Below are 25495 nucleotides of genomic sequence, written 5' to 3' on the forward strand. Positions count from 1 at the left end.
CCGGCTCGAGGTAAGATGTGCTTGAACTCTGTCCAGCCAGATTGATCGGTCATCGAAGGCCCCGCCCCCATGCCAAGCACGGCCTACAATCTTTTCCGCAGCGCCATCCTCAGGGAGCAGCAGACCACCTGCCTCTATGACGGCCGGTATCGCGAATTGTGCCCCCATATCATCGGCACCAACCGAAGCGGCGAAGAGGTCGTGCTCGCCTGGCAGTTTGCCGGCGACAGTTCAGGCCCGCTTCCGCAATGGCGATGCCTGAGATTGGCCAATGTCAGAGATGCCCATGCGCGCAAGGGCCGCTGGCATGAAGGTGGCTCTCACCGCACGGCGCAAACCTGCGTCAGCGATATCGATCTTGATATCAATGTTCACGTGCGCAAGCTGCGGTGAGGCGGTCTCGTCGGGAACGCCATGCCATATCAGTTCGTCGTCCCGGCGAACGGAAATCGGGATGGTGATTTGCCCGACGGGCTGTTTTACAAATTTGCTGTCCAGCCTTCTTTGCAAAAATATTTCGCTTCACCGATTGGTAGAAGCAGTTTTATTGATTCCGCCGTCCACCCCACAGAGGGGCGTATCGCGATCGTCACGGACGCGGGGTTGGATGCGATGGACGCGGCAGCGACGCGAGACGAGCGGCGCCGATGCGGACGGCAAAGCCGTGTGGTCCTGACGCCCCGACGCTGGCGTCAAGTTGGCGGAAGCGATTCCGCCGGCGACGGTGGCAAGAAAGCCCGGTCACCGGGGAGAGCGCGGAGGAAACCGTTAAAACCATTGCGTGCGGGAATGCCGGGCGATTCCGGTGAACTCGCTGTGAATACTCGTGTGCATTTACCACTACCATGCGCACACGAGGCTGCGGGTGCACTGGGCACCCGGCATTCCCCACGCCCTCTGAAGGGAGGGCGGAAGTTAAAAAGCAAAACTCGCGCTAAACAAGCGGCGAGATCGCGAAGTCATGTCCCTCGATCGTCATGCCCCGCTTCAAGCGGGGCATCCAGTACGCCGTGATATCTCGATAGGTACGAGCCGTCTCTGGAATACTGGATCGCCCGGTCAAGCCGGGCGACGACGCCAGAGTAAGCTGTTTGAAATTCGAATCGGGAGCGCGCCGGGCCTGGCGCGATGTCCCCTCACCTGCGTCCCATCCACCATCCCGCCGCCAGCAGCACGAGGCCCGCCACCGCTGCGACCACGCCGTGCTTGATATGCACCCGCATCACGCCCGACTCATGGCCGGGAAAGAAGCTTGGCAACTGCTCCCCTGGTATCAGGAAATAGACCCCGGCAATGATGAGCAAGGCAATGCCGAGCAGAGTGAGGATGAGTCTCATGGATGATCCCCCTGGAGATGGACAAGCGATCGGCGAATCCCGATGGCCGCCTGCTTCGCTGCAGTTCAACCAGATTCAGCGGCGTTTGTTAATGGGCGGGGCCGGCCGATATTCAGCATCGTCATTCCGGGATGGTCCGAAGGACCAGACCCGGAATCTCAAGATTCCGGGTTCGCTCGTGTCACTCGCGCCCCGGAATGACGGACGCAGGTTTCGTCGCTACTTCACCGCAACCCCGTCCCGCCGCAGCGCTGGCATTTGACGACCTTGTCGCCCTTTTTGAGCAGGCCCTTGCCTTCGCAATTCTTGCACTTCTGCTTCTTCTTGATGTTGGGACCTTTTTCATTGCCCATGATCCACTCCCCGCGGTGATTTTGACAAGTTCCCCCACGAAGGCCGCATTCTCGCTTATAAGCAAGCGGTAATCGATTTGAGGCCCCGCATGGTTTCCCGCCGCACATTCGTTCTGACCGGGCTTGCCGGCCTGCTCGCAGGCGCCGCAAGCCGCCGCGCCCGCGCCGCGCAACCCTCCCCGAACGATCCCGTTGCGATCATCAACGCCATCTACGCGCGCGCGGCCAAGGGTAAAGGCGACGGCGGCGGCGCGTTCATCATCGAGAATAAGGCCGCCAAGGCCAAGTACCTGTCAAACTCGCTGGTCGATTTGTGGGCCAGGGCCGATGCCAACACGCCGAAGGGCGACATCCCGCCGATCGACTTCGATCCCGTCACCAACTCGCAAGAGCCGGACGTGAAATCATTCAAGGTCGAGGCGGAGAAGCTGGAGACCGACAAGGCGGTCATTGCGGTCACCATCGCCGGCCGGATGCCGCGCGCCAAGCCCAGCGACAACACCATCCGCTACAATTTCGTGCGCGAAGACGGAAAATGGAAGATCGACGATATCAGCGGCACCATCGACGGCGAGGCCTGGTCGATTCGCGACATCCTCAGCGAGTCCCTGAAGGAACTGGCCTGATGAAATCTGCAAGATGACGGAAAGCAATGAAATGACCGAAGTCGTCAACAACACGGCGCAACAGCGCTACGAACTCACCGTCGACGGCCATCTCGCCGCGACCTATTACAAGGTGACAGAGGGAGTCACTACCTTCGTCCACACCGAGGTGCCGCCTGAACTCGGCGGCAAAGGCATCGGCTCGAAATTGATCAGGGGCGCGCTCGACCAGGTGCGGGCCGACGGCCTGAAGGTGATCCCGGAGTGCCCGTTCGTGAAGGCGTTTATCGAGAAGAACGCCCCTTATCAGGATCTGCTTGCGGTATCTGCCTGAACGAGATCGACATGAATCACGTCCGCGACAACGCGGCGCAAAGCCGCTTCGAACTCGACGTCGAGGGCGGGGTTGCCTTCGCCAACTACCGCCTCACGCCCTCGGCCGTCATCATCACCCACACCGAGACGCCGCGCGCCCTGCGCGGCCGCGGCATCGCCTCGGAGCTGGTGGCGGGCGCGCTGGCGCTGATCCGCGCCGACGGCCACAAGGTCATCGCCGGCTGCAGTTTCGTGGTGGACTATTTGCGCAAGCACCGGGAATACGGGGACATGGTTGGGTGAACCCGCACATCATCATCCCCACACGCAGCGCGTCACACAATCCGGATCGACATGTCCGGCAGGCCCTCGAGCCTGCACAACAGCACATCGCCCTTCACCACCGGGCCTACATTCTCAGGCGTGCCGGAATAGATGATGTCGCCAGCCTTCAGCTCGAACGCCTCCGACAGTTTGGCGATCTGCTCGGCGACGCTCCAGATCATCTTGTCGAGATCGGAGGATTGCCGCACCGTGCCGTTGACGGCAAGCGAGATCGCGCCCTTGCTGAAATGTCCGGTCTTCGCCACCGGATGGATCGGGCCGATCACGGCGCCATGGTCGAAACTCTTGCCGATCTCCCACGGCTTCTTTTCGGATGCCATGCCGTTCTGCAGGTCGCGCCGGGTCATGTCGAGGCCGAGCGCATAGCCGTAGACGTGATCGAGCGCCTTCTCCGGCGCAATATTGCTGCCGCCGGATTTCAGCGCGGCCACCAGCTCGACCTCGTGGTGATAGTTCTTGGTAAGCGAGGGATAGGGATGATCGGCCACCTCGCCGACCCCGACATTCTGGATCGCGTCGGTCGGCTTCTGGAAAAAGAATGGCGGTTCGCGGGTCGGGTCGGAGCCGCGCTCGATGGCGTGGGCGGCATAATTGCGTCCGATGCAATAGATGCGGCGCACCGGAAACACGTCGGCTTCGCCGGCAATCGGGATCGTGATCGCGGGTACGGTGAAAATCGGCTTCGGACCCGACTGCGCCCGCACCGGACCACCCGGTGCCGCAGCGCCCGCCAGGGCCAGCGCGCCCGATGCCAGAAGGGTCCTGCGATCGACGGTATCCATGACGTTGCTCCGCTTTCCTGTCGGTTGATCTTTCCCGCAAGCGTATCTAGCGCTGCGCGATGCGCCGGGCAAGACACCGGCAGGACAACGGAGCGGCTTTGGCCGCGGCATGAAAAAAGGCCCGCGACGACGCGGGCCTTTTGGATAGCGCGCGAGGATCGATTACCACTTGACGTCGGCGGGCAGCTTGCCGCCGTTGGCGGCAAGCTTCGCCATCACCTGCTTGTGCAGCCAGATGTTCATGCTGGCGGAATCATTGCTGTCGCCGGTGTAGCCGAGTTCCTTCCCCAACTCCTTGCGTGCGGCAAAACTGGAATCGATATCGAGCGCCTTCATCAAATCGACGATCGAGGTGCGCCATTCCAGTTTTTCTTTCTTGGCAGCGACCGCCTTGTCCAGGATCGGGGCGACATCGACGGATTGGGCCGGGGCGGCCGTTGCGGAGGACGATCCGCCGGCCGGCGCCGCCGATCCGGATGCCGGGCTAGATGCAGAGCCGCCGCTGGCCGGCGCTGCATCAACCTTAGTGCCAAAAATCGCGCTCATGATTTTTCCGAAAATGCTCATGGTTTCCTCCCGATGAATGCGGCGATCGTGCGAGGCGCTTGAACGTCCTCAGTGACCGGCAGCATGGGCCTCGATCGCTGCAAAGCTTAACGGCGTCGGCCACTTTTTACCCAATGCAGAAGAGGCGCCTAGAGGTGAGCTTAACTGCGGCGGAATGACGGCGGCATGACAACCCTGGCAGTGCGCTGCGACAACAAAAGAATTCACTCAAGCGTGAGCGACAGTGTCGATAATTGAGAGTACCCTGATGGCACAGTTCGCGACACGGCCAGTTTTGGATTCCCTGTCTTCGCGTCTGGCCTTGATCGTGATCATTTCTGCAGACGGTCCCATGCGCCCTGCGCCGGCGTGGATTGCGGCTGCTGCGTCAAGGGAGATAGCGACCATGGCCACACCATATTCCGGCAATGTCACGCCGCTGGCTCAGCCAGCACAAGATGCCGCGGCAGCACCTGTGATCCGCAAGATCGGCCTTGCCGATCTGCGCGAAGCGTTGCGGCTGGGCTGGGAGGATTTCAAGGCGGTTCCAAGCCACGCCATCATCCTCTGCCTGATCTATCCGGTACTTGGACTGGTGCTGGCGCGCACCGTGCTCGGTTATTCGGTACTGCCGCTGCTGTTTCCGCTGGCTGCGGGCTTTGCCCTGCTCGGCCCGTTCGCGGCGCTCGGTCTCTATGAGCTCAGCCGCCGCCGCGAGCGCGGCGAACCGGCGTCGGCCTGGGACGCCGCCGATGTGCTGCGCTCGCCGTCATTCGGCGCAATGCTCGGGCTCGGCACGCTGCTGCTGGCGCTGTTCGTGACCTGGGTGACCACGGCGCAGGCGATTTACGTCGCAGCGTTCGGCTACGAAGCCGCCGCCGGAATCCCGGATTTCGCAGGGCGCGTGCTGACGACGCCGCAGGGGTGGTGGTTGATCATCGTGGGATGCGGCGTGGGCTTCCTGTTCGCCGTCGTGGCGCTGTGCGTCAGTGTGGTGTCGTTCCCGCTGATGCTCGATCGTCACGCCGGTGCCGGTGATGCCATGGTGACATCGCTTCGCGCCGTCGCACGTAACCCGGTGCCGATGGCGGCCTGGGGATTGATCGTGGCGGCCCTGCTGGTTTTGGGATCGCTTCCGCTCTTTCTCGGCCTCGCCGTCGTCATCCCGCTGCTCGGCCACGCCACCTGGCACCTCTATCGCAAGGTGATCGCGCCGGATCCTAATCTTAAGCCGATCCCTCCCCGTCCGCCGCGCGAACGGCGTTCCGCCGCGGATTTCCCGGCCGCCTTGTTTCCGTGGCGGCGCAAGGACGGCGCATAACGTTTGGAGCTGCCAACAGCGAATCACGCCGCCGGTTGCCCTGTGACCGGCGGTGTGGTGTGTAGGCTGTGACGAAACGTCGTTCGACCGTTGCCGCCCCGCTTGGCGGGCTGTTGCCAAAAGCCTTGTTTTGGCCGCGGTTGCCCCCAACATACGGAACCGCCCGATGGATCTCTTCTCCGAGAGTGAAAATTCTGTGCGAATTTCGGTGATGTTCGGCTACCTGTCTCGCGCCTTTGCGGTGAGCGCTGTTCTGGCAATCCCGGCGGCCGCGGCGCCGGCGGCGCCCTGCGGCACCGGCAGCTTTCAGGCATGGCTTGATGATTTCAAAACCGAAGCCGCCGCCAAGGGAATCTCGCAAACTGCAATCGCCTCAGGCCTCAACGGCGTGACGCTCGATCAGGCGGTGCTGTCCCGGGATCGGTCGCAAAAGGTATTTAGCCAGAGTTTCGAGGAGTTTTCCGGCCGCATGGTCCCGCCGCGCCTCACGCGCGGCGCCAACATGCTGAAACAGTATGGTTCGGTGCTGTCGCGCATCGAGCAAAGCTATGGCGTGCCCGGCGAAATTCTGGTCGCGATCTGGGGACTGGAGACCGACTTCGGCGTCAACACCGGAAAGTTTCCGACCATTCGCTCGCTGGCGACGCTGGCCTATGACTGCCGGCGCGCGGAGATGTTCCGGGGCGAATTGATGGACGCCTTGCGCATCATCGAACGCGGTGACCTCGCGGCTTCGGAGATGCGCGGCGCCTGGGCCGGCGAGATCGGCCAGACCCAGTTCATGCCGTCGTCCTACATCAAATTCGCGGTGGATTTCGATAGCAACGGCCGCCGCGACCTGTTGCGCAGCGCGCCCGACGTGCTGGCGTCAACCGCGAATTTCCTGGCCAGTTACGGCTGGCAACGCGGCAAGGACTGGGAAGTGGGCAGCCCCAATTTTGTTGTCCTGCAGCAATGGAACAAGAGCGACGTCTACGCCAAAACCATCGGCTATTTCGCAACCCAGCTCGCCCATACACCTTGATTATCCACCTCTCTGTAAGAATGATTTTCAATTCATTATTTCTCTTCAGCATGCGAATCGCGCATGGTCCAATCGGCCAGAGCTGACCCGAAGAAGGCCCCCACCCACCGGGTCCTGTTGCTCGCGCCTTGCCGCTGAGCATGGCTGCGCCTATCTTTGTTGCATGAAGGCGCGCGCCTGATTTGCGAAATTCCGTTATTTTACGGGGCTCTTTCGATAGGGCCGACGGAACGCCGCCGATGTTGGCGGTCCCGGTGGGCAGCCATGCCGAACGGTTAATCGTTTCTTACTGAAGCTATGCACCTTATGATTAGCTGCACCGCAGCATTGGAACTTCTGCATCGCGACACACTGTCCTATATTCATTTCAACGATGAGGTTCCCTTCCAAGAGCTGAATCGAAGATGCAAGGAGACTACCCATGTTGCTCTCGCTCATCCGAATGTTCCAGGCGTTCCGGGACTATCAACGCAATGTCAGCGAATTGTCCCAGCTCACCGATCGCGAACTGGCCGATATTGGTCTTGATCGCTCGGATATTCCGCGCGTTGCAGCCGGCAATTACAACGGCTGAAACGGTTTCAGCTGACCGTTGAGACGGACCACGCCCGCCGAGTTGCGGGCGTTGTCGTATCCAGCCGGCCGCGCGCATTCCACTACGCCGCGAAACGCGCTACCTCTGTGCCCATGACAGGCACCAAATCCTCTTTTCAATCCGTGCATATCGTCGGCGGCGGCCTCGCCGGTTCGGAAGCCGCATGGCAGGCCGCGAATGCCGGGGTAAACGTCGTCCTGCACGAAATGCGTCCCGACCGGATGACCGAGGCCCATCGCACCGACGGCCTTGCCGAACTCGTATGCTCCAATTCGTTTCGCTCTGACGACGCCGCCAATAACGCGGTCGGGCTGCTGCACGCCGAAATGCGCCGGCTGGGCTCGCTGATCATGCGCGCTGCCGATGCCAACCAGGTGCCGGCCGGCGGCGCGCTGGCCGTCGACCGCGACGGATTTTCGGCTGCGGTCTCCAAGGCCTTGCACGACCATCCCATGATCGAACTGCGGCGCGGCGAAATCGCCGGCCTGCCGCCGGCCGACTGGGGTAACGTCATCGTCGCGACCGGCCCCCTCACCTCGGCGCCGCTCGCCGACGCCATTCGCGAACTGACCGACGAAAGCGCGCTGGCCTTCTTCGACGCCATCGCGCCGATCGTGCACCGGGATTCCATCGACATGTCCGCGGCGTGGTTTCAATCGCGCTACGACAAGATCGGCCCCGGTGGTACTGGCGCCGATTACGTCAATTGCCCGATGACCAAAGAGCAATATGACGGCTTCGTCGATGCGCTGATCGTCGGCGAAAAGACCGACTTCAAGGAGTGGGAGGCCAATACGCCTTACTTCGACGGCTGCCTGCCGATCGAGGTGATGGCCGAACGCGGTCGCGAGACCTTGCGCCATGGACCGATGAAGCCGGTCGGCCTGACCAATCCGCACGATCCGACCGTGAAGGCCTACGCCATCGTGCAATTGCGCCAGGACAACAAGCTCGGCACGCTCTACAACATGGTGGGATTCCAGACCAAGCTGAAATACGGCGCGCAGCAGCGCATCTTCCGCACGATTCCCGGGCTCGAAAACGCCGAATTCGCACGGCTCGGAGGCTTGCACCGCAACACCTTCCTGAACTCGCCAAAACTCCTCGATGCGCAGTTGCGCCTTCGGGCGGCGCCGCGGCTGCGCTTCGCCGGTCAGATGACCGGCTGTGAAGGCTATGTGGAGTCCGCAAGCATCGGGTTGATCGCGGGTCTCTATGCCGCCGCCGAAATGCGTGGCCGGTCGCTGCCACCGCCACCTTCGACGACGGCGCTCGGATCACTGCTCGGACACATCACCGGCGGGCATCTCGAAACCATCGACAACGGCCCGCGCTCGTTCCAGCCGATGAACATCAATTTCGGATTGTTTCCGCCGCTCGCCAACCCGCCGACCAGAAACCCCGACGGCACGCGCCTGCGCGGCAACGAAAAGACGATCGCCAGGCGCCGGGCCATCAGCGCCCGCGCGCTGTCGGATATCGATCGCTGGATCGCCGATCATCTACGCGTGGCGGCGGCAGCGTGAGCGTTTCATGAGTTCGCCGAGCGAGGACGCCGAGGTTCTGTCGGCGCGATGGACCGAAGGCGTATTGCTCAAGCGCGACGTGTTCTCCACGGTCGAGCGCGGCCGCTTCCGAACAGCCGATGGCGACGTCGAAGCGGTATTGCGCCGGATCGATCAGGTGCCGTGGTGGTCCTATCTGCCGGCCCGCCATCTGTTCGGGCGCGAGCGCCGGGCGCTGGCGTTGGCGCGCGACCTGCGCGTCGGGCCCGAGCTGCTGTGGGCCGGCCGGCAGGCGCTGGTGCGCGGATTTATCGACGGGGTGGCCCTGCATCTGGCAAAGCCGTTCGGCGATGCCGCCTATTTCCGATCCGCCAAGCAGGCGCTGCGCAAGCTGCATCGCGCCGGCATCTGCCATAATGATCTCGCCAAGGAGCAGAACTGGCTGGTGGGCCGCGACGGCCGGGCCTATCTCACCGACTTCCAGCTCGCCGCCTGCTTTCGGACCCGCGGCCGGCTGTTCCGGATCGCGGCCTACGAGGACCTGCGTCACCTGCTGAAGCACAAGCGCAGCTACGCCGCCGACGCGTTGACGCCGAAAGAGCGCAAGATTCTCGCGCGCAAATCGCTGGTCGCCAGCATCTGGCTCGCGACCGGCAAGAAGGTATACCGCGCCATCACCCGCGGCCTGTTCAATTTCACCGACCGCGAAGGCGGCGGCCGCCGCCTCGTCAATGACGCGCCGGTGCTGATCGGTCTGATCAGACAAAACCCGGCGGTGCGCGATGCGGCCATTGTCGCCTTCGCCGACCGCCGGACCGGCGTCGGGCTTTATGCCTTCGTCGAAGCCGATCAGACCGCCCTCGAAGTCCGGCTGCGCAGCGACCTTGCCGCGGCAAAGGGACCAAAACCGCCCGAGCATATCCAGGTGGTGCAGGCTTTGCCGCGCGATGCCAGCGGCAAACCGCGCACCGAAATCCTGCAGCTCGTCGCGACCAACCAGCTCGATCTGATCGAACCGATGATGACGAGCGCAGCCGATCGCGCGTTCCTGAAGGACATCCTGGAATCGCGCAAGAACCTGCGGGACCGGTTCAATTTCGAGACGGCGGACCTGAATTCGCCCTCAAGCTGAGAATTCCCGCGACCGCGAGGCCCGCCACAAGGTCCACAGCGTCCGCAACCTTGACGTTGATCGCGGTATGAAAGGATCGTTGTCGGCACGCGACATCCGCGCGAGGTCGTGCCGAACGAGGGCCAGCGGCAAGAACACCGGCCGCGCTTCCGGCGGCATGTTCACGAGCAGCGTAAAGGCCGTCCTCAGATGCCCCCGCGCCTCGCCGAGGAACTGGTCCAGCGCGGCGCGCAATTTCGGGGTTTCCTTGCCTGCGAATACCTCCTCGATTCCGCAGCCGTGCCGCTCCAGCACCTGCAGCGGCACAAACAATTGACGCCGCGACGCGTCCAGCGGCAGCGAAGCCATCACCTGCGCCATGCCCTGGGCGAGCCCGGCATGGCGCCCGAGATGCTCGATCTCCTCCGACGACTGTCCGGCGATCGCCGCGGCCAGTGAAAACAACACCGACGAGGTATCGTTGATATAGCCTTCCAGCGCCGCCAAGGTCGGCATCGGGTCGTTGTACAGATCGAACTGATGCTCCTCGATCAACCGCGACAGCCGCTCGACCGGCAGCCGCGAGCTCCGGATCGCCAGCAGCAATTCGGCGGCCACCGGGTTGCCCTCGACGCCGCCATGGTCCATGCCCGCCAGCATGTCGGTCCACCACTGCAGGCGCATTTCGCCCGGCAGCGGCTGGCTCACCTGCTCGTGCACGCGCGAAATCTCGACGTTGAAGGCATAGAGCGCCAACAGCGCGCGGCGCTGGGCAGCGGGCACGAACAACGCGGAGGCATAGCGGGAAAAATCGTGCGCGCGCACCAAATCGGCGCAGAAGCTGGCGGCGTCCCTTGCTTCGGCCGGATCGCTCATGGAACCGCGATCAGCGCCGCCGCGACGCGCCGCCTCTCGCCGATCATGATGTTGTAGGTGCGGATTGCAGGTCCCGTCTGCATCGAGTCGAGCACGATGTCGACGGCGCGCAACGCCTCTCGAAGGCCTCTGCGAGGCACCCAGAGATCCGTTCCGGTGCCGATAATCAGGGTGTCGATAGCATTGGCGGCTGCGAAGACGCGGGCCAGCGAGGCCTCGTCGATATCGCTCGCCGTCGTCACCGGCCAGGCCCAGATGGCATCCGGCAGACACAGCAACGAGCCGCGATGCGACATCTCAGCGAAGGCAAAGCCGCCATTGCCGTAGGCCTCGATCGGGGCCGACCTTGGAAGATGTGGAGCGTCGGAGCTGCTGGTGGTTTGTCTGGGCATGATCTCGTCCGAAAACCGGTTGCCACTTTTCGGGATCATGCCGGTGTCACTTCTTCTGAGGCGTGTCCGGCGCGTCGGCCCGATGGGTACCGACACCGAGATAGATCAGGATGGGCGCCGCGATGAAAATCGAGGTGTAGGTACCGACCAGCACCACGCCGAACATCATCACGGCGGTGAAGCTGTTGATCGCGTGGCCGCCGAACAACAGCAGCGCCAACAGCGCCAGCGTCACCGTGACGTGGGTGATGATCGAGCGCGACAGCGTCGAGTTGATCGACTCGTTGAGCAATTGCGGCATCGGCATTTTCTTGTAGCGCCGCAGCATTTCACGAATACGGTCGTAGATGACGACCGTGTCGTTCAGCGAGTAGCCAAGAATCGTCAGCAGCGCCGCGATGCTGGTGAGGTCGAAATCGACCTGGCTGATCGACATGAAACCGATCGTCAGCACGATATCGTGGACGTTGGCGATCATGGCGCCGAGCGCGAACTGCCATTCGAACCGGAACCAGAGATAGATCAGGATCGCGAAGATCGCCAGCATCAGCCCGAGCATGCCGTAGGCGAGCAACTCACCGGAAACGCGCGGTCCCACCACCTCGACACGCCGGTATTCGACAGCGTCGCCGAGCGCGCCGCGCACCTTCTGCACCGCCTCCTGCTGCGCGGCGTCGCCACCGGGCTGTTCGGCAACCCTGATCAGGACGTCGGCGGGGCCGCCGAACTGCTGCAACTGGACGTCGCCAAGGCCAAGCCCGCCCAGCGTCGCACGCATGCTGGCGATGTCGGCCGTGCCGGTTTTGGCCTGCACCTCCAAGAGCGTGCCGCCCTTGAAGTCGATCCCGAAATTCAGCCCGTGGGTGAAGAACAGCGTGATTGCGACAATCGAGAGCAGCGCCGAGATCGGAAAGCTGATGCGGCGAAAGCGCGTGAAGTCGAAATGGGTGTTGTCGGGCACAATCCGCAACGACGGCAGGATGCCGAGCGCACTGACCACGGTCAGCACGGCAATCAGGATGCCCAGCGCGATAAGAACGAAATGAGTCAAAGCCGCATTCCCCTAGATCGGCACGCTTTGCGGCCGCTTCCACCGTACCCACCCCGCAACGATCAGCCGGGTGAGCGTAAACGCGGTGAAAACCGTGGTGAGGATGCCGATACCGAGCGTTACCGCAAAGCCGCGCACCGGTCCGGTGCCGATATAGAACAGCACCGCGGCGGCGATGAAAGTGGTGATGTTGGAATCGAGAATCGTCGACAGCGCGCGCTTGAAGCCGGCGTCGATCGCGGAAATCGCGTTGCGGCCGCCGCGAATTTCCTCGCGGATACGTTCATAGATCAGCACGTTGGAATCAACGGCGATACCGACGGTCAGCACGATGCCGGCGATGCCCGGCAGCGTCAGCGTGGCGTTCAGCAGCGACAACACGCCGAAGATCATGGCGACGTTGATGGCGACCGCGATGTTGGCGAATACCCCGAACAGCCGGTAGGTCAGGAGCATGAACACGATGACCATGATCGATCCGACATAGGCCGCCAGTTCGCCCTTTTCGATCGAATCCTGGCCGAGGCCGGGGCCGACGGTGCGCTCCTCGATGACGGTGAGCGGGGCCGGCAAGGCGCCGGCGCGCAGCAGGATCGCCAGTTCGTTGGCGGCCTGCACCGTGAAACTGCCGGAGATCTGTCCCGAACCGCCGGTGATCGGTTCACGGATCACCGGCGCGGAAATCACCTCATTGTCGAGCACGATCGCGAACGGCTGCCCGACATTCTCCGATGTCGCTTGCGCGAATTTGCGCGAGCCCGAGGAATTGAACCGGAAACTGACAATCGGCTCGCCCGAGCGCTGGTCGAAGCCCGGCTGCGCATCGGTGAGTTCGCCGCCCGACACAAGTATCTGTTTCTTGATGACATAGGGTATCTTGGGGGCCTGCGCGCTCATCAGAATTTCGGAATCCGGCGGCACCCGGCCCTGCGTGGCCTGATCCGGCGGCACGGTCGAATCGACCATGCGGAATTCCATCTTGGCGGTCTTGCCGAGGATCCGCTTGAGCTCGGTCGGGTCCTGCAGGCCCGGCACCTGCACCAGAATGCGGTCGGTGCCTTGCCGCTGGATCAAGGGCTCGACCGTGCCGAGCTGGTTGACGCGGCGCTCGACGATCTGGATCGATTGCTCGATGGTCTGGCGGATGCGCTCGGTGATGGCCGCCTGCGGCACCGTCAGGCGGATCAGCCCGCCGCCGGCATCGCTGACCTCGAGGCTGCGCTGGCCGCTGGAGCCGAGCAGACCGCCGAGCGGCTGCGACAGCTCCCGCAGCTTCGCCAGCGCCGTCTGGGCGTCGCTATCCTTGACCCGCACTTCGACGTAGTCGGCGCGGGATGCCAGGCCGGTGTAACCGATCTTGTTTTCACGCAGCACGCGCCGGGCGTCATCGCGCACCTGATCGAGCTTCTCTTTCCTGACGTAGTTGGAGTCGACCTCCAGCAGCAGGTAGGAGCCGCCTTGCAGATCGAGCCCGAGCACAAGGTGACGCTGCGCCCAGAGCGGCCAGGTCTTTACTTTCGCCTCGGGAAAGAAATTCGGAACGGCGCACAGGCACACCACCAGCGCCCCGAAAATGATCGCCAGCGCCTTCCACCGCGTGAAATACAACATTGAGTTGACCCGTCAGATCCAGGAGAATGCGGCGCCGAAAATCAGCTCGCGGAGGTTTCGTCCTTGGCGGGCTCACTTTTTTCCTTGGCCGGCTCGCCTTTGGCGCGAACGCCCGAAATCATTTGCCGCATCTGCCGCACCCGGACGCCGTCCGAAATCTCGAACTCGATCTGGTCGTCGTCCACCACTTTGGTCACTTTGCCGACCAAGCCGCCGGTCGTTACCACGGTATCGCCGCGGCGGATGTTCTTCACCAGTTCCGCGTGGTCCTTCACCTTCTTTTGCTGCGGCCGCAGAATCAGGAAGTACATGATCACGAAGATCAGCGCGAACGGCAGCAGCGACATCAACATGCTGTTGGTATCGCCGCCGGCCGCGGCCTGAGCAAACGCAGGGGTAATCAGCATTCGGACAATCCTCGTGGAACGGGTATGAACCGGCGGCGCCTGAGCGCCAGGCCGGTCCGGGCAAATTCGCGCGGACTATAGCGGCCGCGGTCCCAATTGCAACGCTGCCAAATCCTGATTTGCGCCGCTTGCGGCCCCCCGTAAGGCCCGTTAAGGGTGCGTCGCAAGGAAGGCCAAGGATGACAAGAAAACCCAGCAAAACGGCGCCTCGACCCGCCTCCCGAACGGGCCGGCGGAAATCGCCGGTATCGGCGACAAAACGCCAAGCAGCGTCCTCCGAGCATGACGCCGCCGAGCGGATTGCGCGCGCGCTCGAAACCATCGCCGCGCGCCTTTCGGCCCCCTCGCCCGCATCCTCCGCCGCAGATGCACTCGGCCACGCCGACGCGTTCATCTGGCATCCCGATGGACGGCTGGCACCGGTGCCGCGCGTCAGCCGCGTCGATATCGGCCTGCTCAAGGGTATCGATCGGATGCGCGACATTCTGATCGAGAATACCGAACGTTTTGCCAATGGGCTTCCCGCCAACAATGCACTGCTGTGGGGCGCGCGCGGCATGGGAAAATCGTCGCTGGTGAAGGCCGCGCATGCCCGCATCAACATCGCCCGCAAGCCGGCTGATCGCCTGAAGCTGATCGAGATTCATCGCGAGGATATCGAGAGCCTGCCGGCCCTGATGGATTTGCTCCGCGGCTCGCATTTCCATTTCATCGTGTTCTGCGACGACCTGTCGTTCGACGGCAATGACGCCTCCTACAAATCGCTGAAGGCGGTGCTGGAAGGCGGCATCGAGGGCCGTCCCGACAACGTGATCTTGTATGCGACCTCCAACCGCCGGCACCTGCTGGCGCGTGAGATGATCGAGAACGAACGCTCGACGGCGATCAATCCCGGCGAGGCGGTCGAAGAAAAAGTGTCACTCTCGGACCGGTTCGGCCTGTGGCTCGGCTTTCACCGCTGCAGCCAGGACGAATACCTCGCGATGGTGAAAGGCTATTGCAGCCATTTCGGCATCACGCTCGCCGACGAAGAGCTTGAACGCGAAGCGCTGGAATGGTCGACCACGCGCGGCTCCCGTTCGGGACGGGTCGCCTGGCAGTTCACCCAGGAACTGGCGGGACGGCTCGGGGTGAGGTTGGCCGGGAAGTAAGACCTTGCGTTCCCCGGACGCTGCGCGGCGCGCTCCCCGGCGATGCGAAGCATCGTCCGGACGATGCGCAGCTGAGCCGGGGTCCACACTGAAATCAAAGTTGCGTTGGTCCCGGCTCTGCGGGGCAGCGTAAGGACGCTGCACCGCGTCCGGGGGACACGTGACCCTTAAGCGCCGTTGAGGAATTGAAGCGGGTCGACCGGGGAAGATCCCTTGCGGATCTCGAAGTGCAGTTGTGGCGAAGCCACCTCGCCGGATTGACCGGATTTGGCAATGATCTGCCCCCGCTTGATGGTATCGCCGCGCTTCACCAGCAGTTCGCTCGCATGGGCATAGGCGGTGACATAGCCGTTGGTGTGCCGGATCAGAACCAGATTGCCGTAACCTTTGAGCTCGTTTCCGGAATAGGCGACGACGCCGTCTTCGGCGGCCTTCACCGGCGTGCCTTCGGGCACCGCCAGATTGATGCCGTCATTGGACTTGCCGTTAGTCTTGGCGCCGTAGCTGGTGATGACCTTGCCGCGGACCGGCCAGCGGAAGGTCGGCAACGCACCGGTCGCCTCAGCGGCCTTGACAGGCGTTTCGGCCGAGGTGTCTTCGACCGTCGTCGCCTGCGCCAATCGGGCCTTTTGCTGGGGATCGGAGGTCACGGTGGCCACCTTGGTCGCCGGCGCCAAGGACGCCGCGACCGGCTGCGCGACAGCAACGACTGCCGGCTGGGCAACCGGCGCCGCCGCGGCGGTCTTGGCGCCGGGGACATTGAGCTTCATGCCAAGCTTGAGTTTGGCGGATGGTTCGATGCCGTTGGCTCTGGCGAGTTCGGCGACCGAAACATGGTTGCGACGGGCAATACTGAGCAGGGTATCGCCGTGATTGACGACATGAACCGAAGGCGGCGCGCTCGCGGCGGCCACCGGCCTGCTCGCAGGAACAGTCGTTGCGGGCGCTGCGGCAGCTGCGGCAGCTGCGGTTGGATGCGGAATGATCAGCTGCTGACCCGGAGAAAGGACGCGCGGCCCCTTGTATCCGTTGGCCTGCAGGATCGCGGCGGTCGAAACGTTGTAGCGGCGCGCCAACAAATCGAGCGTGTCGCTGGTACCGACGATAATGGTGGTACCCTGGCCCGGGGTCCGGGCTGCGACCGAGCGCGGGACGCTGCCAGTGGTCTCGATCGGATGGGCGAGTGGAGCATAAGAGCCCAATCCACGCCCCCCTCCGGACACCCCGGTATTGGCGGCCGGATAGGACTGCGGGGCGGCAATCGCCGGCAGGGCCTGCGACTGGTATTGCGGATGTGCAGATTGCGGAAGGTCGCGGCGCTCGATCGCGGCGGGCGGCACCGTGCCTGTGGCATCAGACTGGGAGGCATAGGGATTTTGAGAAAGACGCGACGACATGTCGGCGCTGCAGCCGGCAAAACCGATCGACATCAGCGCCAGCACCGCGACTTGCGGCACGCGACGCGAGCAAAGCAACTCGACGACACCGGACATGGTTACTCACTCGTACGCAACAAATACCTGTTTTGAGTAAACACGCGCTGAGTAAACAACCACTTAAGCTTACGAATAAGAGGTTGGCGGGACAGCCGATCCGGGTTTTTACAGCTCGCGGGCAATACCGGGCAGCGCCGGCACGAAGCGCACGTCCACGAGCTGTTTGCGCTCAAAGCCGGCATCGGTCCTGACCAGGCGAACCAGGGTCTGGGTGCCTTGGTGTGGTCCGACCGGCGCGATCAGGACGCCGCCGGGCTTGAGCCGCTGCGCCAGCGCATCGGGGATTTGCTCCATCGCCGCGGTGACGATGATGCGGTCGAAATTGCCGGCATCGGCGGGGACGTCAAAGCCGTCCCCCAACGTCACCTCGACATTGTCGCAACCGAGCTCGGCAAGCCGCGCCCGGGCACGATCGGCCAGCGTCCGGTAACGCTCGATGGTCAGGACGTGACCGCATAGCCGGGACAGGATGGCGGCCTGGTATCCGGAGCCGGTGCCGATCTCGAGCACCCGGTGATTCTGCTGCAATTGCAGCTGTTCCGTCATGTAAGCCACCACGAAGGGCTGGCTGATGGTCTGCCCGCAAGCGATGCCGAGCGCGCTGTCGCGGTAGGCATGTGCTCGATCCGCGGCCTCGACGAACATGTCGCGAGGAATCTCTTCCATGGCGCGGAGCACCGCCTGATCGCTGATCCCGCGCCGCCGCAAGCTGAGCTGAAACATCATCTGTCTTGGCGGATTTTGTGTGGTGGACATTTCGGTCCCATGAGGTCGCTCGCCGGCCGGCGGCCCGCCAGATCAGCCAAGTTGATGCCATAAGCCCTGCCGGCCTAACGAAATATTTCAGTCTAAATCAGTGTTCCAACCGGGGAACCCGTATACACTCCCGGCGTTAGCGCACGGGGCAATCAGGCCTGTTCGCAAATCCGGAGCCAAAACGGCCGGTTGGAGCGCGTTTGCGCATCTCGACATTGCACCGGTTGTCGTAATTTGCGAACCTTTGGTTCTGACATGGGGCAAGGACTGAATTCATGATTGCGACGCGGCCGCCGGGCGGTTCTGTGTTCCTCGTCGAGGACGAGGTCATGATCCGAATGATGGTTGCCGACATGCTGGAGGAGCTCGGCTACAGCGTCGCTGCCGAAGCCGGTGAAATCAACGAAGCCATCCGGCTGGCACAATCGGCTGAATTCGACTTCGCCATTCTCGACGTCAACGTCAATGGCAAGGTGATTTCGCCGGTCGCCGACCTGATCAAGGCGCGCAACCGCCCTTTCATCTTCGCGACCGGCTACGGCTCATCGGGCCTTCCGGAGGAATACCGCGACCGCCCGGCGCTGCAGAAACCGTTCCAGATCGAAACCCTGGCGCGGGTGATCGACAATACCCTGAAGAGCGCGGCAGTTTAGGCAGCCCACCCGTCGTCACCCGCGAAAGCGGGTGACCCAGTATTCCAGAGCAGTTAGAGATCGAATCGTGAAGCCCAGCGCAGTGGATACCCGCTGGAGCCTGTCATCGGGCTCGTCGAAGGCGAGACCCGGCGACGGGTGTGATGCTGCGCGTCATTTCAGCGTCGCCGTCAGCGCTTCGGAAAATGCCTCATCGGTACGGTCGAGCCGCAGCGGCGTCACCGAGACGTAGCGCGCCGCCAGCGCCCAGAGATCCGTGCCCTCGGCCGGCACGTCAATCTGTGCCAAACGCTCGAACCCAATCCAGAAATACGGGTTGCCGCGGCCATCGCGGCGCTGGTCGACTTTCAGAAACCCGAGGTTGCGTTTGCCCTGCCGCGTCACGCGCACACCGGCGACTTCGTCGGGCGCGCAGGCCGGAAAGTTCACGTTGATCACGGTGTTCCTGGGCACGCCGGCGGCAATCACCTTGCGCAGGATTGGCGGACCGAACTTCAGCGCGGTGTCCCATAGGGGCTTTTCCCGCGACTCGATGCTGAATTCCTGCGACAGCGCGAAGGACGGCAGGCCCAGAATCGTGCCTTCCAGCGCGCCCGCGATGGTGCCGGAATAGACGACGTCCTCGGCGACGTTGCGGCCCTTGTTGACGCCCGACAGCACGAGGTCGGGCAGCGTTTCACCGAGGATGTGGCGGGCGCCCATGATGACGCAATCGGTCGGCGTGCCGCGCACCGCGAAATGTCGCGGCCCGACTTCACGCAGGCGAAGCGGGTCGTTCAGCGACAGCGAATGCGAGACGCCGGATTGATCGAGTTCCGGCGCCACGATCCAGACATCGTCGGACAACGCGTGCGCAATCTCCTCGACAATTTTCAGGCCGGGGGCATGGATGCCGTCGTCATTGGTGCAGAGAATTCGCATCTAACAGACGGGCCCTCTTCGATCGATTCCACGGCGGTCGAAGCGCCGTCTTATCCGGCTATCGCCCACGAGGCAAACCCGTCGTGCCTGCTGGTTATTTGCGTATCGACAACGGTTGGAGGCGTCTTTTGCGCATTTTGCAAACGGCGCCGGATCGACCTGCCGCACCGCGGCCGGAGCCGCTAGGTGTCTCCGTCGATGTGAGGCTTCTCGCGCAACACCGCGTCGAGCAGCGAGCGGTGAACCTCGATCTTGCCGTTGTAGTCGATGAATCCCTTTTTCCGAAAACCGTTCATGAAAAAGCTGACCCGGGAACGCGTGGTGCCGATCATTTCCGCCAGGGTTTCCTGGCTGAGGGTCACCGGGATCGGCGGCGCGTCGCCCTCCTTGCCGAAATTTGCGAGCAGCAGGAGCAAGCGTGCAAGGCGTCGTTCGCTGGAATTGAACAGCTGATCGATCAGGTCGTCTTCGATCCGGCTGTTCCGCGACAACAGATAGGAAATGAAAAATTGGGCGAATTTCGGCTCCGCGGCCAGCAGCGCCAGCATGGCGCTCTTTTTGATCGACGTGATCAGGCAGTCTTCCATGGCATGGCTGGTGGCGGCGCGCAGTTTCGCCCCCTCGAGACAGCCTTCGCCAAAGAACTGTCCCTCGGCGAAAATCCCGACCACGGCTTCCTTGCCGTGCTCGGACAGGACAGTGATCTTGACCTTGCCCTTCAGGATGAAAAAGACCGTGTCGGCGACGTCGCCCTGGCTGAATATCTTCTGGTTCTTGACGTATTTCTCGATGGTTTTGCCCGCGCCAGTCTCGCCCAGAAAAACCTGGGGATCAAACCCATTCTTGATCTGAAATGATTGGGTGTTGGGCATGTGTTGGTCCGTTTCCAGTCGGGAGCACAACACTCTCGGTTACCGGCAAAAGTCGCAGGCCGTGCGGTTACGGAATCACTATATTCCGATTATGTCGGGCGGGCGACTCAATTCTGGGTAGAAATGCCCGCGCGTCCTGGCGCGAAATGTGGCAAGTTCACGCCCTGCGTCCAACCCTCAAACCGGCCGTTTGAGCTCGCCGGCAAGCCATCCGCGCACATCCGATTTCATCGGGTCGCTCGATACCACCGTCGTTTCCACGCGACCGCACTTCTGGCACTCGAATGTACGATAGTCGAAGCCGGACGGTCCCGCCTCGAGCTTCGACAGCAGCATGCGATTATGCCGGCAGTCCGGACAGCGCGGCCGCTCGATGGCGGCAATATCTGCTGAGGATACCGGCTGATATTCGGGCATGACGCATCCTGGCTTGCCGTGGGCCCGCTAGCGAACCCGGTACTGACTCCCTAGGGCCGAGACACCTCAGAATGACGCTTCCGGCGTCACACGCCGTGGTCAAAATTGCTCATCTCGAAAAACTTTATCGGCGAGGGCGATCGCGATCCCGCCACTGCGATTCAAATGCCGATTTCTTCTCAGCGACCGCTGGCGCGCGAGCGGATCCGCCAAACGCGGAGGAATTTCGCGCGCACGGCACGATTCCGCATCTCGAATTTTCGAACCACCGGCTTCGGCGGCTGCGGAGGGGGAACGTCGTCCTTCGTCTGTGAAACCGGAGTGTCGGGCGGCGCCGCCGTTTGGGGCGATTCTGACGGAGCAACGTCGTCCTTCACCGGCGAAACCGGCGGCGCCGCCAGCGGGGCCTTGCGCGGCGGCTCCGGATAATATTTGCGGGCGACGGAAACCGCCTTGTCGAAATCCTCAGTGTTGAACCATTTCAGCGCGCGCACGCTTTCCTGCACGCCGTCATCCCATAGTCTCGCAGCCTCGATATCGAACTGGCCCTTCTGCTTCTGATCACAGGCCTGGATGCCGTAGCCGGTGACGGCCCATTGTCTGCCCACCCAATAGATATCGCGATGCAGGGCCATTGCGTGTCATCGTTTCCCAAAAATGAGGCTCTCGCCGCGGCGGAAACGAAGATAGCGGGACACGGCGCCTGCGCAACCTCGAAGGCGGGGCCGGGCTGAAGCGTTTTCAAGCGAAGTGGAGACCGGTTCGCGTCAAGAAAACGCGTCGAATCAACAATCTAGAGCCCCGTTTCGATTCAATCGAAACGGAAAAGGCTCGGGACAATTTGCCGCAAAATCAGGCTTCGCGGGCGATGACCTTCACCCCGCCCATATAGGGCTGCAGGACATCGGGCACGGCGATCGAGCCGTCTTCCTGCTGGTAGGTTTCCATGACCGCGATCAGCGCGCGGCCAACCGCGGTGCCCGAGCCGTTCAGGGTGTGGACAAAGCGCGGCTTGCCGTCGGGACCACGATAGCGCGCATCCATCCGGCGGGCCTGGAACTCGCCGCATACCGAGCAGCTGGAGATTTCCCGGAACGCCCCGCCCTCGCCCTGCCCCGGCATCCAGACCTCGATGTCGTAGGTCTTCTGTGCGGCAAAGCCCATGTCGCCGGCGCACAGCGTCATCACCCGGTAATGCAGATCGAGCCGCCGCAGCACTTCCTCCGCGCAGGCCAGCATCCGCTCGTGTTCGTCTCTGCTGGCTTCCGGCGTGGTGATCGAGACCAGCTCGACTTTCGTAAATTGATGCTGGCGTATCATGCCTCGGGTGTCGCGCCCGGCCGCCCCCGCTTCGGCGCGGAAACACGGCGTCAGCGCCGTCAGCCGCATCGGCAACTCTTTTTCATCGACGATGGATTCGCGGACGAGATTGGTCAGGGGGACTTCGGCGGTGGGGATGAGGCCGAGACGATCGTGGTCCAGGTTATCAAGCACCCCTGCGTAGGCCCTCAGCGCTGAACCCCCATCAACTCCCGCGGCCGTATCCTTCTTGATCTCCGCGAGCAATTCACCTTTGATGGCCCAAAATTGGTCGTTTTCAAACTTCGGTAGCTGTCCTGTACCGAACATCACGTCATTGCGCACCAAGAGCGGCGGATTGATCTCGGTATAGCCGTGCTCGTTGGTATGAAGGTCGAGCATGAATTGCCCGATCGCGCGCTCCAGCCGGGCCAAGCCTTTCTTCAGCACCACAAAGCGCGCGCCGCTTAGCTTCGCCGCCGCCTCGAAATCCATGAAGCCGAGCGCGCCGCCGAGATCGTCATGCGGTTTCGGTGTGAACTCATAGTTGCGCACCGCACCGAAATGATGCCGGACCACATTACCGTGCTCGTCCAATCCCGGCGGCACGTCATCGAGCGGCAGGTTTGGAATCGCCGCCAATTCCTTTGCCAAGTCCTCGTTCGCAGCCTTGGTCGCGGCTTCCAGCTGCGGCATGGTGGTCTTGAGCTCGGCGACCTCTGCCATCAGTTTTGCCGCGCGCACGTCGTCCTTGGCCTTCTTGGCGTCGCCGATTTCTTTGGACGCGGAATTGCGCCGTGCCTGCGCCTCTTCCGACGCCATGATCGCCGCGCGGCGCTTCTCGTCGATCGCCAGCAGCGACTTCGACAACGGCGCCAGCCCCCGCCGCTTCAACGCGGCGTCGAAGGCGTCGGGATTGTCGCGGATCCATTTGATGTCGTGCATGCTGGAACGGTCCTAGGTGCGAACTCTCCGTTTATTTGCGGAGAGTCAACGGCGGGCCTCCAGTACCACATCCGTCATCGCCCGCGAAAGCGGGCGATCCAGTATTCCAGAGCAGTGCGACGGATTCGCGAGGCCGCAGCGTACTGGATACCCCGCTTTCGCGGGGTATGACGAGCGAATACGTGGGCGCTATGCCCCTACTCCGCCGGTGTCGGATCGGGCGGCGGGCTTGCGGGCGGTGGTGTGGTGGCGTTGGCCTTCGCCGCCGTGGCGTTCTTTTCCACGATGCGCACGGCCACGATCGAGCCTTCATACAGCAACAGCAGGGGGATCGCGAGCGAGGCCTGGCTGAGCACGTCAGGCGGCGTCAGCACGGCGGCGATGATGAAGGCAACCACGATGAAATAGCGGCGCTTCTCGCGCAGCTGTTTTGAGGTGATGATGCCGATCCGCCCCAGCAAAGTCAGGATCACCGGCAGCTGGAAGGCAATGCCGAAAGCGAAGATCAGCGACATCATCAGTGACAGATATTCGCCGACCTTGGGCAGAAGCTGGATCTGCGCCGTCTCAGGCCCGCCTAACTGCTGCATGCCGAGCGAAAACCGCACCAGCATCGGCAGCACCACGAAATAGACCAGCATCGACCCCAGCACGAAGAAGAACGGGGTCGCGATCAGATAGGGCAGAAACGCGCCGCGCTCGTGCTTGTAGAGGCCGGGCGCCACGAATTTGTAGATCTGCGCGGCCACGATCGGAAACGAGATGAAACCGGCCCCGAACAGCGCCAGCTTCAACTGGGTCAGGAAGTACTCCAGGAGCGCGGTGTAGATGAATTTGGAATTCTCCGCGCCCGCGATCCAGACGAACGGCCACACCAGCACGTTGTAGATCTGCTTGGCGAAGAAGAAGCAAAATATGAAGGCGACGCCGAACGCGAGCAGCGCCTTGATCAGGCGCGAGCGCAGCTCGATCAGATGATCCATCAGCGGCGCTTTGCTGGCCTCGATATCCTCGGCGCTCATGACGCTTTGGCGTCCCGTGGGAGTTCGGCCTCGGCTGCCACCGGCGCGGTGGGCTGGATTGCCGGCTGCGGCTGGCTTTCCGGCGTCAGCGCCAGCGGTTCGGACGTCGCTGGCTGCGTGTCGGCAAGTGCTTCGGGGCTCGCCGCCGGCGCGTCGAGGTTCAACGTCGCCGGCGCATCCGCACTCGCGGCGGGCTTGTCGACGTCGTCGATATTGAGCGCGGCGCTAACGTCCTTCTGCAGCGAGGTCATGACATTGCCGCTGGTGAAGCCGGTTGCGGCTTCCTTGACCTCATCAAAACTCTTCTTGAGGTCGGCCATTTCGGCCTCACGCATGGCTTCCTGGAACTGGCCCTGGAATTCGGCGGCCATCTTGCGCGCCTTGCCCATCCATTGCCCGACCATGCGCAGCACGCCCGGCAATTCCTTTGGACCGATGGCGATCAGCGCGACCACCGCGATGACGACGAATTCACTCCAGCCGATGTCGAACATGAAAGGTTCCGCTTACGCGAGGCAATTTCCGCCCAGTATCCATGAGCCATGTCCGGGAGCAATATCCGGGCCGCCCGCGTCATTCCTCAACCCGTCTTGCCGCACGCCTATCGCAAGATCAACGTGCCGCCAGAGGTTTGCCGAAAACGAGCGCTGGTTCAGACAGCCTTGCTGCCGACATCCGACCGGGTCGCCGCAGAAGGCGCGGCGTTATGATCGATCGTCTTTACGGGCTCGGTCTTTTCCGCAGTCTTTTCGTCGTCCTGCATGCCCTTCTTGAAGGCCTTGATGCCCTGCGCGACATCACCCATCAGGTCGGAAATCTTGCCGCGACCGAACAGCAGCAGGACGACTGCGATCACGACGATCCAGTGCCAAATGCTAAGCGAACCCATCCTGCAACCCTCCAAACATGCGGGGGCCCTGGACCCTCGCTAACCTGTCCGGAAAGTAGGCTCAGGAGGTGTCAAAAACAAGGACTTAAGCCGCGTCAAATCGCGGCCGACGCGACACATTGCCGAGACCGTTAACCAGCGCCGACGTTGCGGTCAAAGGCCGCCGAAGGCGGGGCTAAATCAACCCTCGCCGCCGGTCTCCGGCTCGACCGCAGGGGCCAGGGCCAGTTCCAGATCGCCGATCTCAAGCGGATCCTCGTCATCGCGCAAGGCCGGGTCATCCGATGGCGTCGGAACGCCGAACCCGGAGGGCAGCCGCGAATCCAGCAGGCCGGTGCCCTTCAGTTCCTCCAGGCCCGGCAGATCGCCAAGTGCCTCCAGGCTGAACTGCGACAAAAAGGCTTCCGTGGTTCCGAAGGTCAGCGGACGGCCCGGCGTCTTGCGACGGCCGCGCGGACGAATCCAGCCGGTTTCCAGCAGCACATCCAGCGTCCCCTTGGAGGTAATCACGCCGCGGATATCCTCGATCTCGGCGCGGGTGACCGGCTGATGATAGGCAATGATCGCGAGCATCTCGATCGCCGCGCGCGATAGCCGCCGCGTCTCCGTGCTCTCCCGCGTCATCAGCCAGGAAAGATCGCCCGCCGTGCGGAAGGTCCACTTGTTGGCAATGCGCACGAGGTTGACGCCGCGCGATGCGTAATCCGCCTGCAGTTGCGCCAGGGCGACCTTGATGTCGACGCCATCGGGCATCCGCTTTGCGAGCGTCGCCTGATCGAGTGGCTCGGTGGAAGCAAACAACAGCGCTTCCAGCAGCCGCAATTCCTCCGGCCGCGCTTCCGGTTCCACGGAGCGCTCCTCGGCATCGGCTTTGCGTTTTTCCGCCAGGCTTGCCATG

At 62.8% G+C, this 25495-nt stretch carries 31 protein-coding genes; 11 read left to right on the forward strand and 20 right to left on the reverse strand.

Translation table 11 applies throughout. The features are described 5' to 3' along the window. The first annotated feature begins 69 nt into the window (after window positions 1-69). On the forward strand, window positions 70-393 hold the full coding sequence (locus E8A46_RS08495; protein ID WP_291559407.1) for a hypothetical protein: 324 nt from the start codon (window positions 70-72) through the stop codon (window positions 391-393). Window positions 394-1136: 743 nt separating this feature from the next. On the opposite strand, the gene E8A46_RS08500 is transcribed toward E8A46_RS08495, so the two are convergent. Then, window positions 1137-1337: a hypothetical protein gene (locus E8A46_RS08500; protein WP_291559409.1), complete on the reverse strand. Its 201-nt coding sequence runs from the start codon at window positions 1335-1337 to the stop codon at window positions 1137-1139. A gap of 224 nt (window positions 1338-1561) precedes the next feature. Next, window positions 1562-1690: a hypothetical protein gene (locus tag E8A46_RS08505; RefSeq protein ID WP_291559411.1), complete on the reverse strand. Its 129-nt coding sequence runs from the start codon at window positions 1688-1690 to the stop codon at window positions 1562-1564. An 89-nt stretch (window positions 1691-1779) separates the two neighbouring features. Between E8A46_RS08505 and E8A46_RS08510 the strand changes: the two genes are divergently transcribed. Genes E8A46_RS08510 through E8A46_RS08520 form a run of 3 tightly spaced genes read left to right on the forward strand, consistent with a single transcriptional unit; the run spans window position 1780 to window position 2913 of the window. Further along, a complete protein-coding gene (locus E8A46_RS08510; RefSeq protein ID WP_291559413.1) occupies window positions 1780-2316 on the forward strand; it encodes a DUF3828 domain-containing protein in 537 nt (178 codons plus the stop codon). 31 nt (window positions 2317-2347) lie between these two features. Then, window positions 2348-2629, forward strand: coding sequence for a GNAT family N-acetyltransferase (locus E8A46_RS08515; protein ID WP_291559534.1), 282 nt, complete (start codon window positions 2348-2350; stop codon window positions 2627-2629). A gap of 11 nt (window positions 2630-2640) precedes the next feature. Further along, a complete protein-coding gene (locus tag E8A46_RS08520) occupies window positions 2641-2913 on the forward strand; it encodes a GNAT family N-acetyltransferase (protein WP_291559414.1) in 273 nt (90 codons plus the stop codon). A gap of 32 nt (window positions 2914-2945) precedes the next feature. Here E8A46_RS08520 and E8A46_RS08525 read toward each other — a convergent pair whose 3' ends face one another. Together E8A46_RS08525 and E8A46_RS08530 are read right to left on the reverse strand one after the other, a co-directional pair. Next, window positions 2946-3737, reverse strand: coding sequence for a fumarylacetoacetate hydrolase family protein (locus tag E8A46_RS08525; RefSeq protein ID WP_291559416.1), 792 nt, complete (start codon window positions 3735-3737; stop codon window positions 2946-2948). Between the two features lie 162 nt (window positions 3738-3899). Continuing rightward, a complete protein-coding gene (locus tag E8A46_RS08530) occupies window positions 3900-4304 on the reverse strand; it encodes a DUF3597 domain-containing protein (RefSeq protein ID WP_291559418.1) in 405 nt (134 codons plus the stop codon). A 385-nt stretch (window positions 4305-4689) separates the two neighbouring features. On the opposite strand from E8A46_RS08530, the gene E8A46_RS08535 reads away from it, so the two are divergent. The 5 genes from E8A46_RS08535 (at window position 4690) to E8A46_RS08555 (ending at window position 9860) form a co-directional block, all read left to right on the forward strand. Then, window positions 4690-5604, forward strand: coding sequence for a DUF2189 domain-containing protein (locus tag E8A46_RS08535; RefSeq protein WP_291559420.1), 915 nt, complete (start codon window positions 4690-4692; stop codon window positions 5602-5604). A gap of 211 nt (window positions 5605-5815) precedes the next feature. Next, window positions 5816-6628, forward strand: coding sequence for a lytic murein transglycosylase (locus E8A46_RS08540; protein ID WP_291559536.1), 813 nt, complete (start codon window positions 5816-5818; stop codon window positions 6626-6628). A gap of 421 nt (window positions 6629-7049) precedes the next feature. Then, window positions 7050-7202: a DUF1127 domain-containing protein gene (locus tag E8A46_RS08545; protein WP_291559422.1), complete on the forward strand. Its 153-nt coding sequence runs from the start codon at window positions 7050-7052 to the stop codon at window positions 7200-7202. A 113-nt stretch (window positions 7203-7315) separates the two neighbouring features. Continuing rightward, entirely contained in the window at window positions 7316-8749 is a 1434-nt protein-coding gene (gene trmFO, locus E8A46_RS08550) for a methylenetetrahydrofolate--tRNA-(uracil(54)-C(5))-methyltransferase (FADH(2)-oxidizing) TrmFO (RefSeq protein WP_291559424.1), read from the forward strand. A gap of 7 nt (window positions 8750-8756) precedes the next feature. Then, window positions 8757-9860, forward strand: coding sequence for a serine/threonine protein kinase (locus E8A46_RS08555; protein ID WP_291559426.1), 1104 nt, complete (start codon window positions 8757-8759; stop codon window positions 9858-9860). Here the strand turns inward: E8A46_RS08555 and E8A46_RS08560 are convergent. The 5 genes from E8A46_RS08560 to yajC are packed head-to-tail and all read right to left on the reverse strand — an operon-like array spanning window position 9852 to window position 14176. Next, window positions 9852-10715: a phytoene/squalene synthase family protein gene (locus E8A46_RS08560; RefSeq protein WP_291559428.1), complete on the reverse strand. Its 864-nt coding sequence runs from the start codon at window positions 10713-10715 to the stop codon at window positions 9852-9854. The genes E8A46_RS08555 and E8A46_RS08560 overlap by 9 nt on opposite strands. Beyond that, window positions 10712-11107, reverse strand: coding sequence for an MTH938/NDUFAF3 family protein (locus E8A46_RS08565; protein ID WP_291559538.1), 396 nt, complete (start codon window positions 11105-11107; stop codon window positions 10712-10714). Before E8A46_RS08565 ends, E8A46_RS08560 begins: the two co-directional genes overlap by 4 nt. Window positions 11108-11153: 46 nt before the next feature. Next, window positions 11154-12158, reverse strand: a complete 1005-nt coding sequence (secF, locus tag E8A46_RS08570; protein WP_291559429.1) for a protein translocase subunit SecF — start codon at window positions 12156-12158, stop codon at window positions 11154-11156. A gap of 12 nt (window positions 12159-12170) precedes the next feature. Continuing rightward, a complete protein-coding gene (secD, locus tag E8A46_RS08575) occupies window positions 12171-13769 on the reverse strand; it encodes a protein translocase subunit SecD (protein WP_291559431.1) in 1599 nt (532 codons plus the stop codon). 41 nt (window positions 13770-13810) lie between these two features. Continuing rightward, window positions 13811-14176 carry a preprotein translocase subunit YajC gene (gene yajC, locus E8A46_RS08580; protein WP_291559432.1) on the reverse strand — a complete coding sequence of 122 codons (366 nt, stop codon included), beginning with the start codon at window positions 14174-14176 and terminating at the stop codon, window positions 13811-13813. Window positions 14177-14355: 179 nt separating this feature from the next. Between yajC and E8A46_RS08585 the strand changes: the two genes are divergently transcribed. Next, entirely contained in the window at window positions 14356-15327 is a 972-nt protein-coding gene (locus tag E8A46_RS08585; protein WP_291559434.1) for an ATP-binding protein, read from the forward strand. A gap of 167 nt (window positions 15328-15494) precedes the next feature. Here the strand turns inward: E8A46_RS08585 and E8A46_RS08590 are convergent, their stop codons facing one another. Together E8A46_RS08590 and E8A46_RS08595 are read right to left on the reverse strand one after the other, a co-directional pair. Beyond that, window positions 15495-16820, reverse strand: a complete 1326-nt coding sequence (locus E8A46_RS08590) for a peptidoglycan DD-metalloendopeptidase family protein (RefSeq protein ID WP_291559436.1) — start codon at window positions 16818-16820, stop codon at window positions 15495-15497. A gap of 108 nt (window positions 16821-16928) precedes the next feature. Then, window positions 16929-17579 carry a protein-L-isoaspartate(D-aspartate) O-methyltransferase gene (locus E8A46_RS08595; RefSeq protein WP_291559438.1) on the reverse strand — a complete coding sequence of 217 codons (651 nt, stop codon included), beginning with the start codon at window positions 17577-17579 and terminating at the stop codon, window positions 16929-16931. A 275-nt stretch (window positions 17580-17854) separates the two neighbouring features. Between E8A46_RS08595 and E8A46_RS08600 the strand changes: the two genes are divergently transcribed. Next, window positions 17855-18232, forward strand: coding sequence for a response regulator (locus E8A46_RS08600; RefSeq protein WP_291559440.1), 378 nt, complete (start codon window positions 17855-17857; stop codon window positions 18230-18232). Window positions 18233-18385: 153 nt separating this feature from the next. On the opposite strand, the gene surE is transcribed toward E8A46_RS08600, so the two are convergent. The 9 genes from surE to scpB form a co-directional block, all read right to left on the reverse strand. Then, complete coding sequence (surE, locus tag E8A46_RS08605) at window positions 18386-19153, reverse strand: 5'/3'-nucleotidase SurE (RefSeq protein WP_291559442.1); 768 nt, start codon at window positions 19151-19153, stop codon at window positions 18386-18388. A gap of 182 nt (window positions 19154-19335) precedes the next feature. Then, a complete protein-coding gene (locus tag E8A46_RS08610) occupies window positions 19336-20025 on the reverse strand; it encodes a Crp/Fnr family transcriptional regulator (RefSeq protein WP_291559444.1) in 690 nt (229 codons plus the stop codon). 177 nt (window positions 20026-20202) lie between these two features. Then, on the reverse strand, window positions 20203-20442 hold the full coding sequence (locus E8A46_RS08615; RefSeq protein ID WP_291559446.1) for a response regulator: 240 nt from the start codon (window positions 20440-20442) through the stop codon (window positions 20203-20205). A 179-nt stretch (window positions 20443-20621) separates the two neighbouring features. Next, on the reverse strand, window positions 20622-21077 hold the full coding sequence (locus E8A46_RS08620; RefSeq protein ID WP_291559448.1) for a hypothetical protein: 456 nt from the start codon (window positions 21075-21077) through the stop codon (window positions 20622-20624). A gap of 217 nt (window positions 21078-21294) precedes the next feature. Then, entirely contained in the window at window positions 21295-22686 is a 1392-nt protein-coding gene (serS, locus tag E8A46_RS08625) for a serine--tRNA ligase (protein ID WP_291559450.1), read from the reverse strand. 197 nt (window positions 22687-22883) lie between these two features. After that, window positions 22884-23708 carry a twin-arginine translocase subunit TatC gene (tatC, locus tag E8A46_RS08630; RefSeq protein WP_291559452.1) on the reverse strand — a complete coding sequence of 275 codons (825 nt, stop codon included), beginning with the start codon at window positions 23706-23708 and terminating at the stop codon, window positions 22884-22886. Continuing rightward, window positions 23705-24202, reverse strand: coding sequence for a Sec-independent protein translocase protein TatB (gene tatB / locus E8A46_RS08635; RefSeq protein WP_291559454.1), 498 nt, complete (start codon window positions 24200-24202; stop codon window positions 23705-23707). Before tatB ends, tatC begins: the two co-directional genes overlap by 4 nt. A gap of 158 nt (window positions 24203-24360) precedes the next feature. Continuing rightward, window positions 24361-24597 (reverse strand): twin-arginine translocase TatA/TatE family subunit, encoded by a 237-nt coding sequence (locus E8A46_RS08640; protein WP_291559456.1) that lies wholly within the window; start codon window positions 24595-24597, stop codon window positions 24361-24363. 180 nt (window positions 24598-24777) lie between these two features. Then, a complete protein-coding gene (gene scpB, locus E8A46_RS08645) occupies window positions 24778-25494 on the reverse strand; it encodes an SMC-Scp complex subunit ScpB (RefSeq protein WP_291559458.1) in 717 nt (238 codons plus the stop codon). Window position 25495 lies beyond the last annotated feature (1 nt).

This window comes from Bradyrhizobium sp., assembly GCF_004799445.1.
Classification (GTDB): domain Bacteria; phylum Pseudomonadota; class Alphaproteobacteria; order Rhizobiales; family Xanthobacteraceae; genus Bradyrhizobium.

What these genes read in the sequence shown, in the direction of transcription:
- E8A46_RS08495 (WP_291559407.1), top strand. Translation starts at nt 70, where the DNA reads ATGCCAAGCACGGCCTACAATCTTTTCCGCAGCGCCATCCTCAGGGAG.
- E8A46_RS08500 (WP_291559409.1), bottom strand. Translation starts at nt 1,337, where the DNA reads ATGAGACTCATCCTCACTCTGCTCGGCATTGCCTTGCTCATCATTGCC.
- E8A46_RS08505 (WP_291559411.1), bottom strand. Translation starts at nt 1,690, where the DNA reads ATGGGCAATGAAAAAGGTCCCAACATCAAGAAGAAGCAGAAGTGCAAG.
- E8A46_RS08510 (WP_291559413.1), top strand. Translation starts at nt 1,780, where the DNA reads ATGGTTTCCCGCCGCACATTCGTTCTGACCGGGCTTGCCGGCCTGCTC.
- E8A46_RS08515 (WP_291559534.1), top strand. Translation starts at nt 2,348, where the DNA reads ATGACCGAAGTCGTCAACAACACGGCGCAACAGCGCTACGAACTCACC.
- E8A46_RS08520 (WP_291559414.1), top strand. Translation starts at nt 2,641, where the DNA reads ATGAATCACGTCCGCGACAACGCGGCGCAAAGCCGCTTCGAACTCGAC.
- E8A46_RS08525 (WP_291559416.1), bottom strand. Translation starts at nt 3,737, where the DNA reads ATGGATACCGTCGATCGCAGGACCCTTCTGGCATCGGGCGCGCTGGCC.
- E8A46_RS08530 (WP_291559418.1), bottom strand. Translation starts at nt 4,304, where the DNA reads ATGAGCATTTTCGGAAAAATCATGAGCGCGATTTTTGGCACTAAGGTT.
- E8A46_RS08535 (WP_291559420.1), top strand. Translation starts at nt 4,690, where the DNA reads ATGGCCACACCATATTCCGGCAATGTCACGCCGCTGGCTCAGCCAGCA.
- E8A46_RS08540 (WP_291559536.1), top strand. Translation starts at nt 5,816, where the DNA reads ATGTTCGGCTACCTGTCTCGCGCCTTTGCGGTGAGCGCTGTTCTGGCA.
- E8A46_RS08545 (WP_291559422.1), top strand. Translation starts at nt 7,050, where the DNA reads ATGTTGCTCTCGCTCATCCGAATGTTCCAGGCGTTCCGGGACTATCAA.
- trmFO (WP_291559424.1), top strand. Translation starts at nt 7,316, where the DNA reads ATGACAGGCACCAAATCCTCTTTTCAATCCGTGCATATCGTCGGCGGC.
- E8A46_RS08555 (WP_291559426.1), top strand. Translation starts at nt 8,757, where the DNA reads ATGAGTTCGCCGAGCGAGGACGCCGAGGTTCTGTCGGCGCGATGGACC.
- E8A46_RS08560 (WP_291559428.1), bottom strand. Translation starts at nt 10,715, where the DNA reads ATGAGCGATCCGGCCGAAGCAAGGGACGCCGCCAGCTTCTGCGCCGAT.
- E8A46_RS08565 (WP_291559538.1), bottom strand. Translation starts at nt 11,107, where the DNA reads ATGCCCAGACAAACCACCAGCAGCTCCGACGCTCCACATCTTCCAAGG.
- secD (WP_291559431.1), bottom strand. Translation starts at nt 13,769, where the DNA reads ATGTTGTATTTCACGCGGTGGAAGGCGCTGGCGATCATTTTCGGGGCG.
- yajC (WP_291559432.1), bottom strand. Translation starts at nt 14,176, where the DNA reads ATGCTGATTACCCCTGCGTTTGCTCAGGCCGCGGCCGGCGGCGATACC.
- E8A46_RS08585 (WP_291559434.1), top strand. Translation starts at nt 14,356, where the DNA reads ATGACAAGAAAACCCAGCAAAACGGCGCCTCGACCCGCCTCCCGAACG.
- E8A46_RS08590 (WP_291559436.1), bottom strand. Translation starts at nt 16,820, where the DNA reads ATGTCCGGTGTCGTCGAGTTGCTTTGCTCGCGTCGCGTGCCGCAAGTC.
- E8A46_RS08595 (WP_291559438.1), bottom strand. Translation starts at nt 17,579, where the DNA reads ATGTCCACCACACAAAATCCGCCAAGACAGATGATGTTTCAGCTCAGC.
- E8A46_RS08600 (WP_291559440.1), top strand. Translation starts at nt 17,855, where the DNA reads ATGATTGCGACGCGGCCGCCGGGCGGTTCTGTGTTCCTCGTCGAGGAC.
- surE (WP_291559442.1), bottom strand. Translation starts at nt 19,153, where the DNA reads ATGCGAATTCTCTGCACCAATGACGACGGCATCCATGCCCCCGGCCTG.
- E8A46_RS08610 (WP_291559444.1), bottom strand. Translation starts at nt 20,025, where the DNA reads ATGCCCAACACCCAATCATTTCAGATCAAGAATGGGTTTGATCCCCAG.
- E8A46_RS08615 (WP_291559446.1), bottom strand. Translation starts at nt 20,442, where the DNA reads ATGCCCGAATATCAGCCGGTATCCTCAGCAGATATTGCCGCCATCGAG.
- E8A46_RS08620 (WP_291559448.1), bottom strand. Translation starts at nt 21,077, where the DNA reads ATGGCCCTGCATCGCGATATCTATTGGGTGGGCAGACAATGGGCCGTC.
- serS (WP_291559450.1), bottom strand. Translation starts at nt 22,686, where the DNA reads ATGCACGACATCAAATGGATCCGCGACAATCCCGACGCCTTCGACGCC.
- tatC (WP_291559452.1), bottom strand. Translation starts at nt 23,708, where the DNA reads ATGAGCGCCGAGGATATCGAGGCCAGCAAAGCGCCGCTGATGGATCAT.
- tatB (WP_291559454.1), bottom strand. Translation starts at nt 24,202, where the DNA reads ATGTTCGACATCGGCTGGAGTGAATTCGTCGTCATCGCGGTGGTCGCG.
- E8A46_RS08640 (WP_291559456.1), bottom strand. Translation starts at nt 24,597, where the DNA reads ATGGGTTCGCTTAGCATTTGGCACTGGATCGTCGTGATCGCAGTCGTC.
- scpB (WP_291559458.1), bottom strand. Translation starts at nt 25,494, where the DNA reads ATGGCAAGCCTGGCGGAAAAACGCAAAGCCGATGCCGAGGAGCGCTCC.